General features: G+C 41.2%; 14 protein-coding genes. 3 read left to right on the top strand and 11 right to left on the bottom strand.

What is annotated here, in order from left to right; genetic code table 11:
* Nucleotides 1-57 precede the first annotated feature (57 nt).
* The 11 genes from FRX45_RS17420 to FRX45_RS17370 all read right to left on the bottom strand — a co-directional run bounded on the left by FRX45_RS17420 (nucleotide 58) and on the right by FRX45_RS17370 (nucleotide 11,156).
* Nucleotides 58-1,509 (bottom strand): RapZ C-terminal domain-containing protein, encoded by a 1,452-nt coding sequence (locus tag FRX45_RS17420; protein ID WP_152269737.1) that lies wholly within the window; start codon nucleotides 1,507-1,509, stop codon nucleotides 58-60.
* Between the two features lie 56 nt (nucleotides 1,510-1,565).
* The gene (miaA, locus tag FRX45_RS17415; protein ID WP_152269736.1) at nucleotides 1,566-2,471 is read right to left on the bottom strand and encodes a tRNA (adenosine(37)-N6)-dimethylallyltransferase MiaA; all 906 of its coding nucleotides are present in this window, start codon (nucleotides 2,469-2,471) and stop codon (nucleotides 1,566-1,568) included.
* A 51-nt stretch (nucleotides 2,472-2,522) separates the two neighbouring features.
* Nucleotides 2,523-3,101: an IS1096 element passenger TnpR family protein gene (locus tag FRX45_RS17410; protein ID WP_152269734.1), complete on the bottom strand. Its 579-nt coding sequence runs from the start codon at nucleotides 3,099-3,101 to the stop codon at nucleotides 2,523-2,525.
* Nucleotides 3,102-3,191: 90 nt separating this feature from the next.
* Entirely contained in the window at nucleotides 3,192-4,610 is a 1,419-nt protein-coding gene (locus FRX45_RS17405) for a CCA tRNA nucleotidyltransferase (protein ID WP_152269732.1), read from the bottom strand.
* 146 nt (nucleotides 4,611-4,756) lie between these two features.
* A complete protein-coding gene (locus FRX45_RS17400; RefSeq protein WP_152269731.1) occupies nucleotides 4,757-5,521 on the bottom strand; it encodes a hypothetical protein in 765 nt (254 codons plus the stop codon).
* Nucleotides 5,522-5,620: 99 nt separating this feature from the next.
* Complete coding sequence (locus FRX45_RS17395; protein WP_152269729.1) at nucleotides 5,621-5,977, bottom strand: DUF4296 domain-containing protein; 357 nt, start codon at nucleotides 5,975-5,977, stop codon at nucleotides 5,621-5,623.
* Complete coding sequence (porD, locus tag FRX45_RS17390) at nucleotides 5,974-6,891, bottom strand: type IX secretion system protein PorD (protein ID WP_152269728.1); 918 nt, start codon at nucleotides 6,889-6,891, stop codon at nucleotides 5,974-5,976. Before porD ends, FRX45_RS17395 begins: the two co-directional genes overlap by 4 nt.
* Complete coding sequence (coaBC, locus tag FRX45_RS17385) at nucleotides 6,884-8,080, bottom strand: bifunctional phosphopantothenoylcysteine decarboxylase/phosphopantothenate--cysteine ligase CoaBC (RefSeq protein WP_152269726.1); 1,197 nt, start codon at nucleotides 8,078-8,080, stop codon at nucleotides 6,884-6,886. Before coaBC ends, porD begins: the two co-directional genes overlap by 8 nt.
* A 111-nt stretch (nucleotides 8,081-8,191) precedes the next feature.
* Entirely contained in the window at nucleotides 8,192-8,536 is a 345-nt protein-coding gene (locus tag FRX45_RS17380; protein WP_152269725.1) for a DNA-directed RNA polymerase subunit omega, read from the bottom strand.
* Nucleotides 8,533-9,336 carry an outer membrane protein assembly factor BamD gene (locus tag FRX45_RS17375; protein ID WP_226805430.1) on the bottom strand — a complete coding sequence of 268 codons (804 nt, stop codon included), beginning with the start codon at nucleotides 9,334-9,336 and terminating at the stop codon, nucleotides 8,533-8,535. Before FRX45_RS17375 ends, FRX45_RS17380 begins: the two co-directional genes overlap by 4 nt.
* Before the next feature lie 161 nt (nucleotides 9,337-9,497).
* On the bottom strand, nucleotides 9,498-11,156 hold the full coding sequence (locus FRX45_RS17370) for an OmpA family protein (RefSeq protein ID WP_152269723.1): 1,659 nt from the start codon (nucleotides 11,154-11,156) through the stop codon (nucleotides 9,498-9,500).
* Nucleotides 11,157-11,339: 183 nt separating this feature from the next.
* On the opposite strand from FRX45_RS17370, the gene FRX45_RS17365 reads away from it, so the two are divergent.
* The 3 genes from FRX45_RS17365 to FRX45_RS17355 are packed head-to-tail and all read left to right on the top strand — an operon-like array spanning nucleotide 11,340 to nucleotide 14,706.
* The gene (locus FRX45_RS17365; RefSeq protein WP_152269722.1) at nucleotides 11,340-12,302 is read left to right on the top strand and encodes a polyprenyl synthetase family protein; all 963 of its coding nucleotides are present in this window, start codon (nucleotides 11,340-11,342) and stop codon (nucleotides 12,300-12,302) included.
* A gap of 14 nt (nucleotides 12,303-12,316) precedes the next feature.
* On the top strand, nucleotides 12,317-14,026 hold the full coding sequence (gene recJ, locus FRX45_RS17360; RefSeq protein ID WP_152269721.1) for a single-stranded-DNA-specific exonuclease RecJ: 1,710 nt from the start codon (nucleotides 12,317-12,319) through the stop codon (nucleotides 14,024-14,026).
* A gap of 23 nt (nucleotides 14,027-14,049) precedes the next feature.
* Nucleotides 14,050-14,706 (top strand): methyltransferase domain-containing protein, encoded by a 657-nt coding sequence (locus FRX45_RS17355; RefSeq protein ID WP_193311756.1) that lies wholly within the window; start codon nucleotides 14,050-14,052, stop codon nucleotides 14,704-14,706.
* The last annotated feature ends 2 nt before the right edge of the window (nucleotides 14,707-14,708 follow it).

Raw genomic sequence — 14,708 nt, 5'->3', positions numbered from 1 at the left:
GTACCTTGAACAAACCACTTCTCCCCTTTCACCTTTCACTTCTCACCATTCATCCCCTCACCCGTTCACCCAATTCTTTTCATCCTGCACCAAATGACGCACGGTTACTTTTACGCCAAATTTCTCCTGCAGGTGTTTGGCCAGGCTGTCGGCTGCAAACACGCTGCGGTGTTGCCCGCCGGTGCAGCCAAAGTTCACTACCAGGCTGCTGAAATTGCGCCGGATATAATCGCTTACAGAAATATCCACTATGCCATACACATATTGCAAAAATGAAGGCATTTCGCTTTTGTGCAGCAAAAATTCCTGCACTTCCTTATCGCGGCCCGTAAGCTTTTTAAACTCCTCAAAACGACCCGGATTAAAAATGCCGCGGCAATCAAAAACAAAGCCGCCTCCATTTTCGGTATCATTTGCGGGTATGCCATTGCGATAGGAGAAGCTGTTGATGTACACCACCAGCGAAGTGTCGGGAGCCGCTTTTACCGTTTCATACCGCTCAATAATCGAATCGTCTACAATATGCCATAATACTTTTTGCAGTTCGGGCAGACGGATCGGTATTTTTTTATTTTCCAAAAACCAGCGCAACTGTTTCAATGCAAAGGGAATGCTGGTAATAAAATGCTGCTTTCTTTCGAAAAGCCCCCTGAAACCATAGGCGCCAAGCGTTTGCAACATTCTTATCAGCACAAACCCATCGTAGCTGTCTAAAAAGTCTTTTTTATTCAGCCTGTTATCCAATAATTCGTTTACTTTTTCAAAATAGTAGCCCACCAGTTCTTCTTTCCATTCGTGCGGCAATGCAGCTCTCGCCTGCCACAGCATGGAAGCGGCATCGTACTGCAATGCGCCCTGCATGCCACCCTGGAAATCTATAAAATATACCCGGTCATCCTTGATCATTACATTGCGGCTCTGGCAATCGCGGTGCATGAAATATTTAGCCTCTTCCTGCATGAGATAGCTGCTCAGTAATTCAAAATCGTTCAGTAATAAATTTTTATCGTAGGGCAAATCAAGTGCCCGCACAAAATAATAGAGGAAATATAAAAGATCGGAATAAATGGCCTGCTTATCAAAAGATTTTGTGGCTATGCAATTGTTGTAGTCTAATCCTTCCCCACCCTGCACCTGCAATCTTGCCAGTTGCGCAAATGCCTTACGGTATAATTCCTTTACCCTTGCACTATAGCCTTCCTGCTTAATTACATCAAACAGGGAAATATCGCCAAAGTCTGTTTGTATATACATCGTTTTCTCCCCGTTGGCAAAAAGTATTTCGGGTACGGCAAGCTGTTTGCTGTAAAAATGTTTGGCAAAAGCTATAAAAGCATTGTTTTCGGAAATATTATTGGGATTGCTGGTAATAATGAAAGATTTGGCGCCCGTTGCCGCCCGGAAATATTGCCGGTTGCTGCCGGCCTGTTTGAGTGTAAACAATTCGCGCACCGGTTGCTTCGCCCACTGCTCAAAAAAATGTTTTACTTCGTTTATTGTATCTGCCATGATAGCATTTTAGCGGTCAAAGATAAGATATCAGTGCTACGGGCAATGCCTGTCGACTAATGTACCTGTTTTTCAATAAAATCTATAATATCAATTTTATTACCCGGAGCAAACCAATGAATGGTTTCATCTCTTTTAAACCACGTGATCTGTCTTTTTGCATAATGCCTGGTATTTTTCTTAATGGTATCAACCGCTTCCTGTAGTGTAAGTTTACCATCTATATAATCGAACAGTTCATTATATCCCACAGTTTGCAAGGCGTTGATATTTCGGTAAGGGTAAAGGCTTTTTACTTCTTCTAATAATCCCTGCTCCATCATTGCGTCTACCCTTTTATTGATATTGTGGTATATCTCTTTACGGGGAAGTTCAACGCCTATTTTGATAATTGAAAAATCTCTTTGCTTTTGTGGTAATGAATGCCATTTTAAAATAGATGTGCCCGATGACAATTTTATTTCCAGCGCTCTCATCATTCTTTGAGGGTTCTGTATTTCCCCTTTTGTATAAAATAACGGGTCATGCTGCTGCAGCATTTCCTGCAACCAGCTTATGCCAAGCGCATGGTATTGCTTTCGCACCAATTGCCTCACTTCTTCTTTAACTTCCGGTATAGCATCCATTCCGGAACAAAACACTTTTATATACAGCCCGGTGCCTCCTGCCATAATAGCGCTATCATGCTTGTCAAAAATTTCATGTACAGCTTGTAAAGCATAGGTTTCAAACACGCCTGCATTTACCACTTCGTGTATGCTATGCGAACTGATGAAATAATGTTTGATTTTTTGCAAGTCAGCAGCACCTGGTTTGGCGACACCAATATCAAGCTCCCGGTAGCATTGCCGCGAATCTGCAGAAATAATGGCTGTATCAAAATATTCCGCTAATTGCAGAGACAGTTCTGTTTTACCTGCTGCCGTAGGACCAACGATTATTATGCAGGTTTTATCGGACATCAAAAGAAGTGGTAAGAGATAAATTGTAAGTGGCAAGAGCGTTATACACAATCATACTTCTTCCTTATCGTCTGCTCCGCTTTCTTCTTCCGGCGTAGTGTCATCAGCGGCATCATCATCAGCAACACCACCTTCTTCACTAAAGCCTTCTACTCCTTTAGTAAGATCGTATTTTTCTTCCACATCTACAAACCGGTCGCCGAGTATGCTTTTCGTTCCATACTGGCTGGGGGCTATCCCTTCACTGCGGATAATGGCAGGATAGGTTAATTTAGGATTTTCATCCTTAGACACACTGATCAGCTCTACCAGAAAAGTCCAGTTCCGGGTAAAGTCATACACATAAATGAATTTTTCATTGGGATTGCGTATTTCAGAACCAACGGTGGTTACCGACATAATAAGCGGTTCTGCTTTGTATGCCTTATCATATTTTTCAATGCTTATTTCACGTCCGCGCAGCCATTTATCATTGCTCCGGTAAAAGGTAGCCTGGTGTTTATTATCAAATTCAAAACTTTTTAAAATAATAAAGTGCAAATCCAAAAAAGATTGTGTGTGCTTTACGGCAATATCTCTGTAAATACTGTCATCTTCTTCAAAATATGCCCTGAATTTTAAAATAGCCATGTGTATCTTTTAGGTGTTGAATATCGTATAAAATTTGTCAAAAGTAGCATAATTCCCCGAGTTAATGTATAACCCTTTTCCCATGCGCATTTACTTTACGGGTGCAAGATTTAACTCCATAGCTTTTTTAAGCATGTAATCATATGCCGCGTCATAATTATTTTCAATTTCACCATCCAATATCGCATCTTTTATTGCGCTTTTAATATCGCCTACTTTCTTACAGGGAGCAATACCAAAAATATCCATGATCATTTCGCCGGTGATAGGTGGTTGCCAGTTGCGTATCCTGTCCTTTTCCTCCACTTCATGCAAACGCTGCCGCACCATTTCAAAATTGTCGAGATACCGTTTTACTTTTTGTTTGTTTTTTGAAGTGATATCCGCTTTACATAAAGTCATCAACGCTTCTATATCGTCGCCCGCATCAAATAAAAGGCGGCGTATGGCAGAGTCTGTAATATTTTCTTTGGTAAGACTGATAGGACGCAAATGCAATTCCACCATTTTCTTTACGAAGCGCATTTTATTATCCTGCGGAAGACGCAGCCTGGTAAATATTTTGGGAACCATTCTTCCTCCCACCACTTCGTGCCCATGAAATGTCCAGCCATGCCCTTCCTCAAATTTTTTTGTCGCCGGCTTGCCAATATCATGCAACACTGCGGCCCATCTCAACCACAGATCATCTGTGTGCGCAGAAATATTGTCCACGACCCGGAGTGTGTGATAAAAATTATCTTTGTGCCCCAGCCCGTCTATGTATTCTGCCCCGGCAAGGTCAACCATTTGGGGGAAGACCAGGTGCATTAACCCGGCCCTGTACAGTAAATCCAATCCAACTGAAGGCTCTTTACTCAGTAATATTTTATTCAGTTCATCGGTTATACGTTCCTGCGATATAATGTGTATGCGTTCCACATTATCCCTGATTCCCTGCCATGTACCATCGTCAATAGTAAATTGTAACTGGGAAGCAAAACGGATCGCCCTCATCATACGCAAAGGATCATCACTAAAGGTTTGAGCGGGATCAAGCGGTGTTTTGATGACCTTATTTTTCATATCGGTTGCTCCCTCAAAAGGATCAATAAGATTACCATAGCTGTCTTTATTTAAGCTTACAGCCAGCGCATTAATCGTAAAGTCTCTCCTGTTCTGATCATCATGCAGGGTACCGGGCGCTACTTCGGGGTTCCTGGAATGATAGCGATAGCTTTCGCGCCTGGCGCCTACAAACTCTATATCAAGTCCGTCTATCCGGATATGTGCTGTTCCGTAATTTTTAAAAAAAGAAACTTTGGGCGATGGAGAAAACTGGGCCGCAACTTGGTGTGCCAGGGCTATGCCATCGCCTACGCAAACAATGTCGGCATCGCTGGTTTTGCGCTTAATGAGTTTATCGCGTACAAATCCACCTATAATATAGCAATCCATATTCAGCGATTCCGCAGCATGGGCTATCTTTTTAAAAATGAATCTTTCCTTCTCCGTACAATTGGTAAACATATAGACACAAAAATAAGAAAGGTTTAAGGTGTTTGAATTTGCGGAAGATAAATTGGGCGATTTAAAAGAAGGCAGTAAAAAATTGTGGGGTAAAGTCCCAGATAAATTTGACGGTGACGCAGTACTCCTGAACAGGAAAAGCAGCCCTAAGCCTTAAGTTGCTGCTTCTTTTGCAGAAAAGCATCAATAATCCCCTTTACATTCATGAATTGTCTTTTATGGTCAATGCGGTTGGCAATTACCGGGTTTACGGCATTCATTACGTGGTAGCTTTGGTGAATAAGGGCTTCTATTGCTTTTGCGCCCTGATCAGATAAGCCCGCTTCTAATACCGCATTTTCTTCCTGCTGTTCAAAATCCGGCTGAATATCTTCCAGGTCGTCAACAATAAGATAATATGTGATCAAAGCATACCAGGCATCCACCAGCTTCTTTTTTAATGTATCATCAAACTCAAAATAACACAGGCTAAACAGGTAGGCGTCGGCGCGGGCCAGGGATTTGAATGGCGTGCCCAGTGCTACACCGGCTTTTTCTTTTTCACCGGAAAAATAATAAATAAGATCCTGCAGGAAGGATGGATTCTTACAATGCGGCTTTGTTAAGGCAATACATTCCGCAATATGTTCTTCAAAATTAATTTCTTTATGCTCGAGTTTTGCCGCGCTGTGCAATATGTTTTCCAGCAACTGCAGGTGTGGTTCCGATAGCAATCCGGACTTGGGAAGCCCCAATCTCAGTTGCAGATCCATATACAGGGGTATAAACAAATAGCCTGGCATAGGTATAATATACAATAGCCTGTTTTTCCAGTATAAATTATCAGCAGGCACTTTGCGGTCAGTCAAAAACTTTCCTATTTCCATATCAACGCCATATCCCAGCTTAAGATCATCCTTGCTTGTAAACATTCGTAAAAAATTTTCTTTGTATGATGGATTGCTGAATGTACCACCATGCAGTTTTAAAAAATCTTCATCTTCACTACTGCACTGTAATTAACACACCAATCAATTGGGCATTTGGTATACTTCATTTCTTTTCCGCTGAGCCCTGGCATTTAAAGAGTCCATCAGTGTTTTAAAAATGCCGGTATGCGACCTGTAAAAATCATAGCTCTCTTTAAATTGCGCTTCTGTTACCTCATGCAATAAAAAAATCTTCTGGTATTCTTTCTGAATCTCTGCTTCTTTATTTTTAGAAGAATCCTTCGCTACAAAGGAATTTACAAACTCTTCCGCCATCGTTATTTCAAATAGCATATTCCCCATTTCATGTGGCTGTATAATACCAGCCGGTATTTTGTTCTGCGAACAGCCTGTTAACAAAAAACCAGCTGCCAGCACTATATATAAACCCTTTCTCATTTTAATTCCTGTTTATATTGGCCGGCATTTGAAATATCTAGTCTTTGCAGCAAATCCGAGGCTCTTACTCTTTCCTGTGGCGGTGATTTTTTAAATAGCTTCGACAATTCCTCACTTCTTCCCAGGAAGAAAAACTGGAGCGCCATAAGATTGCGATTATCTGTACTTAGCGTATTTAAATGATTAAGCCCGTTAAGGATCTGCTGCCGTGCTTCATTTTCATCTTCATACATTTTATCCATACCCAACCGGTAATAGGCATAATAAGCATCATGCAGCAATGAATATTTACTGTTGTTGAAATTTTCAGACAGCCAATACCTGTTGCGCTGCCCGTCAAAGGCTTTCCAGCCGGTAATATTACGGCCATCGGGGGCGTTGGTTACTATATTCTGTGCTTTTTTAAAGTACGGATCGCCGCCTCTTGGTGAAAAAGAGTCGTAATCCAGCCCAAGTATCATGTAAACATAATATGCAAATATGGCTGTAAGATTAGCGGCAGCCGGGTCTGTACCCATTACATTGCTCTCATTAAATTCCACCTGCTGAAATTCGATATACTTAAAGGTTACATCATTATCCTGGAAGTTGATAAGCGGTGAAACATAACCGCTGTTGTATACCGGCCTGCCCGCTTGTATGGTTAATACAGCCCTGTACACATTAGGCTCAACATCCTGGGTGAGATTTAAAAGAAAATTACAAACGATTTTTTCCTGTTGCTGATAAGTATCATTCGTCCATTTTCTGTTGTTGAGAAAGTTTGTTAATGCCGTTTGCAAAGTTTGAAATGCTTTTTTATCAACCGAGCTTTTAATTTGTCCGGCCATTACAGACACTTTAGCATTCAACTCCTGTGCTGAAACGCAGCAGGACAGCAGCAATCCCACCAATAAAATTGAAATCTTATGCATGGATGTATTCAATTATATAATCAACAATATCCTTAGCTACAGCGGTTTTGGATTTCAGGTCAAAGTTTTTTTCTCTGCCTTTTCTGTCAAAAATAGTCACCTTGTTTGTATCCTTTCCAAAACCTGCATCTTTATCGCGCAATGAGTTCAGCACAATAATGTCCGCATTCTTTTGCTGTAGTTTGGCTAATGCGTTTTCGCGTTCATTATTGGTTTCGAGCGCAAAGCCGGCCAATACCTGGTTCTCTTTTTTCTTCTGTCCGAGACTTTTTAAAATATCAGGTGTTTTTTTCAGCGCTACCGACCAGCTTTCTTCTTTCTTCTTTATTTTTTCACTGGCTACAGAAACGGGTGAGTAATCCGCTACCGCAGCGGCCATAATGGCTATATCTGTTTCCCCGAAAACCTGGTGGCATGCATCATACATTTCACCGGCGGTTTGCACCCGCATTACATTTAACCCGTCTAATGGTAATGCGCCGGGCGCCGGGCCCAATACTAAAGTAACATCTGCCCCCCTGTTTAAAAATTCCCTGGCTATGGCTACTCCCATTTTTCCACTGGAATGATTGCCAATAAAACGTACGGGGTCAATATGCTCATAGGTTGGACCGGCTGTAACCAATACTTTTTTGCCATTTAGCCTTCCGCCATTTTTGAAATGCTGAAGCAGGTGTTCTACGATCGTTTCCGGCTCAGCCATTCTTCCTTCGCCAAATAAGCCACTTGCCAGTTCGCCATTGGTTACAGGTACAATACTATTGCCATAAGACGCAAGGGTTTGGAGGTTTTGCCGGGTAGACGGGTGCTTCCACATATCTTCATCCATGGCAGGCGCAAGCATTACGGGGCAAGTTGCCGAAAGGTAAACAGACAATAATAAATTATCGCAAAGCCCTGCAGCCATTTTGGCAAGGGTATTACAACTCAACGGGGCTACCAGCATCATATCGGCCCAGCGGCCCAGCATTACGTGATTGGCCCAGGTATCTTCTTTAAAGATGTCAATCAGTACAGGGTTCTTTGAAAGCGTTGACAAGGTTAGCGGTGATATAAAATCTTTTGCAGCCGGTGTCATGATCACCTTTACTTCGGCGCCTTCTTTAATAAGACTTCTTACCAGGAGCACAGCTTTGTAAGCAGCAATGCTTCCTGTGATACCCAGTACAATTTTTTTCCCCTTTAGCATTTTAAACTTTTCTTGTAATAAGGAATCTGAATAAAGCCTATCCCTAAAAATACAAAAGCGGCAGGTATTAATTGCCGCAAAAGAGTTTAAAAGATATAGCCCGTAAAAATTTTAACTGAACAGGTCGTTATCGCTTTTACGATGATAAATTTTATCATCAAAAAACTCCTGGGTTGCCAGCAATGCAGGGTTAGGCATCCTTTCATAAGCCTTAGAGATTTCTATTTGTTCTTTATTCTCGTGAATTTCTTCCAGGCTGTCTGTATGGCTGGCAAATTCCTCCAATTTATTATGGAGCTCTTCTTTAAGCGCTATATTGATCTGGTTGGCTCTTTTGCCGATAATAGCAATAGATTCATATAAATTACCCGTCTTATTCTTAATGTCAACCACATTCTTCGTTTCTACTACATTGGCAGTAGTATTTGCTCCCCATTGTTTTCTTAATCTGCTCATTGAGAAATAGTTTTTAAATTGTTTTGCGACAAAGTTAAGTAACGTTCAGCTTCTTTCAATAGTTTACTTTCCGGAAACCTGTCCTGGAAATCCTGGGCCTCCTCTATTGCCTGTCCATAACGCTCATTTTGCTTATCCGGTATGCTCATAGAGGCATATTTATAATAAGACTTTACTACCCAAAGCTTAAACTCATCTGCATTGGGTGCATCAGGATAACTATTGAGCAGTGTGGAAAAAGAAATAGCTGCTGCTTTGTACTGACCCAGGTTATAATACAATTCTGCACTGCTATAGTCCTTGGTTATCATCTTGTTATAACATTGTGCAATAATCTCCTGAGCTTCCTTATTGCGTTCAGATCCCGGGTGTGTATTGATAAATGTTTGCATTTGTCCCATGGCTTTTATAGTATTGGTTTGGTCCAATTCCGGCCTGGGCGATTGTTTAAAGTAGCAGAATGCATGCATAAAATCCACTTCTTCCGCTTTAGCACTATTGGGGAAATATTCAAGAAAACTTTTAAAAAGGTTTTCGGCACTGATATAATCTTTCAGATAATAGGCGCAATAAGCAAACTTATAATGAATGTCTTCAAATTTGTTAGAGCCCTTGAACACAGGAAACAAATCCTCGTACAACTGCTGCGCAAAGCGATATTTCTTCTTCACAAAGTATTGATCAGCCATCCGGAGCTTATACTCATAGTCCTTGCTTTTCATTACTTTAGAAAACTTAGAGCAGGACGAAAGGACGCAAACTGCACCAACCAGCAAAAAAAGGTATTTGATTATTCTCATAAAAGGCGGGCAAAAATAATTGTTTTATAATACAATCTGAGAGAATAAATATAAACTTCTGATATTTAGCAACACGTTAAGGTATTGATAAAAAAACTGGCTACAGCTTGTTGCTGAGCCAGTTTTTTAAAATTTATGATTAACTATTGAAAATCAACTCATTAACCCCTTCTTCTCAGGTTGGGATGTGGTGCAGGAACCGTATTAGGACCTTCATCACTCACATCTGCTGATCTGAGATCTACAGTATTACAATCTCCACCAGTTTCACCATATTTGAATATTAAGCGGTCGGAACTGATACCTTGTTTTTCAACAAGGTAGTTGATCACCACATTTACCCTATCCCAGCTCAATTGCTGTGAAGACTTAGAAGGTTCACAAGTATAGCTTGTTACTACTACCCTGCAATTGGGGTTCTGACGAAGCCTGTCTGCTACATTAGCCAGCACAGCTTCGGCATCTTGTGAAATCTTAAAGACTTTGGCATTAAAAGAAATACTGGGTAAATCGCCTATTCCGCAATCGCTGCCGCCTCTTTTAGCAACATATCCCTCGAAGCATGACTCATCAGGGCAAGGGCATTTGCCTACGCCATCAGCATCAACAGGTTGACAAACTGTAGGTGTTATCAATTCTTTATCCTTATAGTCAGGTACGCCATCGCCATCTGTATCCCGGCTCACACCATGTGTATCAACCGATGCACCGGCAGGCGTATTGGGTTCCATATCAAACTGGTCAGAAACACCATCTCCATCAGCATCATCCAATACCGGTTTGGGTATTTTCATATGCTTGGGAGAGTTTAGCTCGCTGTAAGCATAATCCAATGGATTGAGCCACCACAAAGGCTGAACAGACTTAGAGCCTATATTGATATTTAACCCTAAACTGGCATAATTATACATATCATTGCTGGGTGAAAGCACCCTGCCTGTAGTAGGGTTACCCGGAGTCCCTGTATTTTGCCAGCGAACGCCATCCAGCAGGTCATCGCCTGTAAAAGTTAACCTGTCTTCTATAGCCAGGTTTAACCTGTCGCTTAGTTTAATGGCAACACCTGCACCCACTGTTCTGGAAAAACGGAGAGTTTTGCCAAAAAGTTTCGCTCTTGCATTGCCTTCATTTTCGGCAAGTGTATTGTAGCTTCCGGCATCCAACAGGTTTTTAACGTCCTTAATGGTTTGTCTCCTTTCTTTGTAAACATTGTTAACCCCAATCGTACTGAAATTGTATGCTGTACCAGCATCTGATACAACGTTGGTTTTCGTTTCATATACTGTGGCGCCTATACCTGCGAGTGCATATACAACAAAACCGGTTTTACCTTTATGAAAACGGATGTTATTAAAAGTGAATACTCCCTGTAATGACAGGTCCTGCACATTGGCTTTATAATTATCGAAAACGGTTTGCCCGGCGCCATAGCCGGCATCACGCCAATGATCAGCAAAGCCGCTGGTTCTTTCTTTCCAGTTTACACCTCTTGCCATACCATACACGTATTCAGCGCGTACAGAAAACAGGTAACCCAGCGCTTTTCTTACATGTACGCCAAACCCTGGTGTAGGAAACTGCGATGCCACATCTCCCAATATATTAAATGTACCTACTTTTAACCCCAGTTCCCACTGGTTTCTTGGCTTTGCAGGAAAATTATACTGGTTGTTCAAAAACTCGTTATGCTGCCCCAGTCTTTTGGAAGGAATTAAAGAAGAATCTCTCCAGTCGTAGCTTCCCGTGGTTTCCTGGGCAAACAGGTATGTGGTTAGCAAAGTAAAAATCCCCAGTAGAAAGAAAATCCTTTTGGTTGCCATAATGTCTAAAATATTAGTGAGTGAATACGGTGATCTTACAAAAAGGTTATATGCAAAAGTATTGATTGAGTGTCAAATACCAAATTTTTTAGAAATAATAAATTACACAGTTAACTTGCAGTGTTTTACATCAGACAGCAAACTGAACGTATTAGTTGCAACATTTATGCCTTTTTTATACAGATGAATACAGCAAAGAGAATTATATCGGATGAACTGGCAATCTTCGAATCAAAATTCAAGGCATCAGTAAAAAGCAATGTTCCTTTGCTCGACAGGATAATGCAATACATTGTAAAGCGGAAGGGAAAGCAACTCAGGCCCATGTTTGTTTTACTTTCAGCCAAGCTTGCGGGGGGGATCAATGATTCAACTTACCGGGCAGCTTCCCTGGTAGAATTGTTACACACCGCTACCCTTGTACATGATGATGTTGTGGATGAATCGTATGAAAGAAGGGGATTTTTTTCTACATATGCTTTATGGAAAACCAAGGTTTCTGTTCTTGTGGGCGATTATTTGCTCAGCAAAGGGCTGCTCTTATCACTGAACGGACAAGATTATCGCATACTGCATATTCTTTCCGATGCAGTGCGTCAAATGAGCGAAGGAGAACTTCTACAAATTGAAAAGGCGCGGGGGCTGAACCTGAATGAGGATATTTATTTTGAAATTATCAAAACAAAAACAGCTTCTTTACTGGCATCTGCCTGTGCCGCAGGAGGCTGGTCCGGATCTCAAAATGAAGATATTACAGAAAAACTCAGGCAATTTGGAGAATATACAGGCATAGCTTTCCAAATAAAAGATGATCTTTTTGATTATGGAACCGACAGCATTGGTAAGCCAACCGGCAACGATATAAAAGAAAAGAAACTTACGCTTCCTTTAATATATACACTAAATCATGCCGCACCTTCAAAACGGAGAGAACTCATATACATAATAAAGAACCAGAACCGCAGAAAAGAGAAAGTGAATTATGTGATAGAAAACGTAAAGCAAACGGGTGGAATTGAATATGGAGAGCAAAAAATGCTTGAATACAGGGAAAAGGCACTTTCGGTTTTGCATGAATTTCCTCCATCAGAAATTCGCAATGCATTGGAAGAAATGGTAAATTACACAACAGACAGAAAGCATTAGCCAAACAAACACCAATGGAAAAACGATGGCACATACTTGAGGCGCCGGAAAATAAAGTGAAGCAATTATCCAGTGCGCTTACCATACATCCGGCGCTTTGTAAAATACTGTCTCAAAGAGGAATTGAAACCTACGATCAGGCTAAAAATTATTTCCGCCCGCAACTGTCTGATCTGCATAACCCCATGCTAATGAAAGATATGGCTAAGGCGGTGCAAAGGATACTTACTGCTTTTGAAAACAAAGAAAACATCCTTGTATTTGGAGATTATGATGTAGACGGCACTACGGCAGTATCATGCATGTTTCGGTTTCTGCAAAAAGTATACATTCCGGAAAACATCCGGTTTTATATCCCCCATCGCTATCGTGAGGGTTACGGGGTTTCCAAAGAAGGTATTGACTTTGCTCTTGAAAATAATATTACACTTATTATAGCTCTGGATTGTGGCATTAAATCGGTAGCACTTGTACGGTATGCCAGGTCTGTGGGTATTGATTTTATTATTTGTGATCATCATTTGCCCGATGAGGAACTTCCGCCGGCAACTGCCATATTAAATCCCAAACAAAAAGATTGCCCATACCCGTACAAAGAATTATGCGGTTGCGGGGTAGGGTTTAAACTCATTTGTGCATTAACCTCGTATTTAGGGCTTGAAGAAAAAGAATGCTTTAATTATCTCGATTTGGTAGCAACTGCCATTGCAGCCGACATAGTGCCAATGACGGGCGAAAACAGGATACTTGCCTATTATGGTGTAAAGCAGGTAAACGAAAATCCTTCTCCCGGCATAAAGGCGCTTATTGAATTAAGCGGGCTTCAAAAGTCAGTGATCCATATTACCAACCTTGTTTTTGTGATAGCCCCGCGCATAAATGCTGCCGGGCGTATGGACGATGCCCGTAAAGCCGTTCAGTTATTTATTGAAGAAGATTATGCAAAAGCTATTGAATATGCCGGGATGCTTCACTCCGACAATGACGAAAGAAAAGAGGCCGACAGCAGCATTACGGGGCAGGCCTTAAGTATTATTGAAAGTGATGAAATACTGGTACAGCGAAAAACAACCGTTGTTTATCAGCCGCACTGGCATAAAGGAGTGGTAGGCATTGTAGCTTCCAGGCTTATTGAAAAATATTACCGCCCCACCGTAGTGCTAACGCAAAGTGGCGAAATAGTGGCCGGCAGCGCCCGAAGTGTGCCGGGTTTTAATTTATACGAAGCCATTCATGCCTGCAGGCAGCATTTATTAGGATATGGCGGACACTTTGCAGCGGCGGGTATGACAATGCTTCCTGAACATGTGGAGGCTTTTAGCAACAAATTTGAAGAAGTGGTTGCGGCTCAGATTAAGCCCGCCCAACTAATCCCTGTTCTTTTCATTGATGCAGTAATTGAACTTGCCGATATTAAACCGGTTCTATATAAAATTATCTGCCAGATGGAGCCCTTTGGCCCCGAAAACCTGCGGCCTGTTTTTGTATGCAGAAATATTACAGACACCGGCTATTCCAGGGTTGTGAAAGAACAACATATTAAATTTTCAATAAAGCAGGATAATACAGTGATAAGCGGCATTGGATTTAATATGGCACAACATTTCAGCATATTGCAATCCAAAAAACCTGCTGATATTGTTTTTACAATTGATGAAAATGAATGGAACGGTGAAAAAAGCCTGCAACTAAAAGTGATTGATCTCAGACCGAGCGGCAATTGAAAAAATGGCTTAACTATATAAAATTGTATGGGTATTTCGCCTTCAACTGGAATCCTGTTCTTGCCGGTTTTATTTTGATGCATGAAATAAGAGGGGAAAAAAAATTTGGGGTTGATACTTCCAAACCTCTTGAGTTAACACAGCTTACTATTGCTAACGGAGATATCTCGCATTCATCAAGATACGAGGCGGTAAACTTTTACATACTGGAAGCTTTGCTAAAGCGGTTGTGCGAAATTTGTGACGACAGATCTTTTACAGACCTTGGCTGCGGAAAAGGCAGGGCAATGGTAGTGGCCGCTCATTACGGATTTATAACAATTAAAGGTGTAGATTTTGCGCAGGAGGTATGCAGCATTGCAGAACAGCATATGCAAAAGATCAGTTCTCTATTTCCTCAAATGGAATACCGGGTTTTATGTAAAAACGTATTGGAATATGATATACAGCCCAACGAATCTGTTTTCTTTATGTTCAACCCTTTTAGCGATGATACAATTGCCAGGTTCCTGGAAAAGGTAAACGTTTCAATAGAACAACATCCCCGCCCGGTTTATTTTTTATATGTGAGCCCCAGGTACATAGAAACATTTTTCGAGTTTGAATATGAGCCGGTATACCGCAAAAGAAAATTGAAATGGCTGGATGGTGTTATACTGAAAAAAGATATTACAGCATAACA

Origin of the sequence: Agriterribacter humi (assembly GCF_009192765.1) — a bacterium.
GTDB lineage: Bacteria > Bacteroidota > Bacteroidia > Chitinophagales > Chitinophagaceae > Agriterribacter > Agriterribacter humi.
This window is presented reverse-complemented; position numbering and strand designations above follow the sequence as displayed.

What these genes read in the sequence shown, in the direction of transcription:
- FRX45_RS17420 (WP_152269737.1), bottom strand. Translation starts at nt 1,509, where the DNA reads ATGGCAGATACAATAAACGAAGTAAAACATTTTTTTGAGCAGTGGGCG.
- miaA (WP_152269736.1), bottom strand. Translation starts at nt 2,471, where the DNA reads ATGTCCGATAAAACCTGCATAATAATCGTTGGTCCTACGGCAGCAGGT.
- FRX45_RS17410 (WP_152269734.1), bottom strand. Translation starts at nt 3,101, where the DNA reads ATGGCTATTTTAAAATTCAGGGCATATTTTGAAGAAGATGACAGTATT.
- FRX45_RS17405 (WP_152269732.1), bottom strand. Translation starts at nt 4,610, where the DNA reads ATGTTTACCAATTGTACGGAGAAGGAAAGATTCATTTTTAAAAAGATA.
- FRX45_RS17400 (WP_152269731.1), bottom strand. Translation starts at nt 5,521, where the DNA reads ATGTTTACAAGCAAGGATGATCTTAAGCTGGGATATGGCGTTGATATG.
- FRX45_RS17395 (WP_152269729.1), bottom strand. Translation starts at nt 5,977, where the DNA reads ATGAGAAAGGGTTTATATATAGTGCTGGCAGCTGGTTTTTTGTTAACA.
- porD (WP_152269728.1), bottom strand. Translation starts at nt 6,891, where the DNA reads ATGCATAAGATTTCAATTTTATTGGTGGGATTGCTGCTGTCCTGCTGC.
- coaBC (WP_152269726.1), bottom strand. Translation starts at nt 8,080, where the DNA reads ATGCTAAAGGGGAAAAAAATTGTACTGGGTATCACAGGAAGCATTGCT.
- FRX45_RS17380 (WP_152269725.1), bottom strand. Translation starts at nt 8,536, where the DNA reads ATGAGCAGATTAAGAAAACAATGGGGAGCAAATACTACTGCCAATGTA.
- FRX45_RS17375 (WP_226805430.1), bottom strand. Translation starts at nt 9,336, where the DNA reads ATGAGAATAATCAAATACCTTTTTTTGCTGGTTGGTGCAGTTTGCGTC.
- FRX45_RS17370 (WP_152269723.1), bottom strand. Translation starts at nt 11,156, where the DNA reads ATGGCAACCAAAAGGATTTTCTTTCTACTGGGGATTTTTACTTTGCTA.
- FRX45_RS17365 (WP_152269722.1), top strand. Translation starts at nt 11,340, where the DNA reads ATGAATACAGCAAAGAGAATTATATCGGATGAACTGGCAATCTTCGAA.
- recJ (WP_152269721.1), top strand. Translation starts at nt 12,317, where the DNA reads ATGGAAAAACGATGGCACATACTTGAGGCGCCGGAAAATAAAGTGAAG.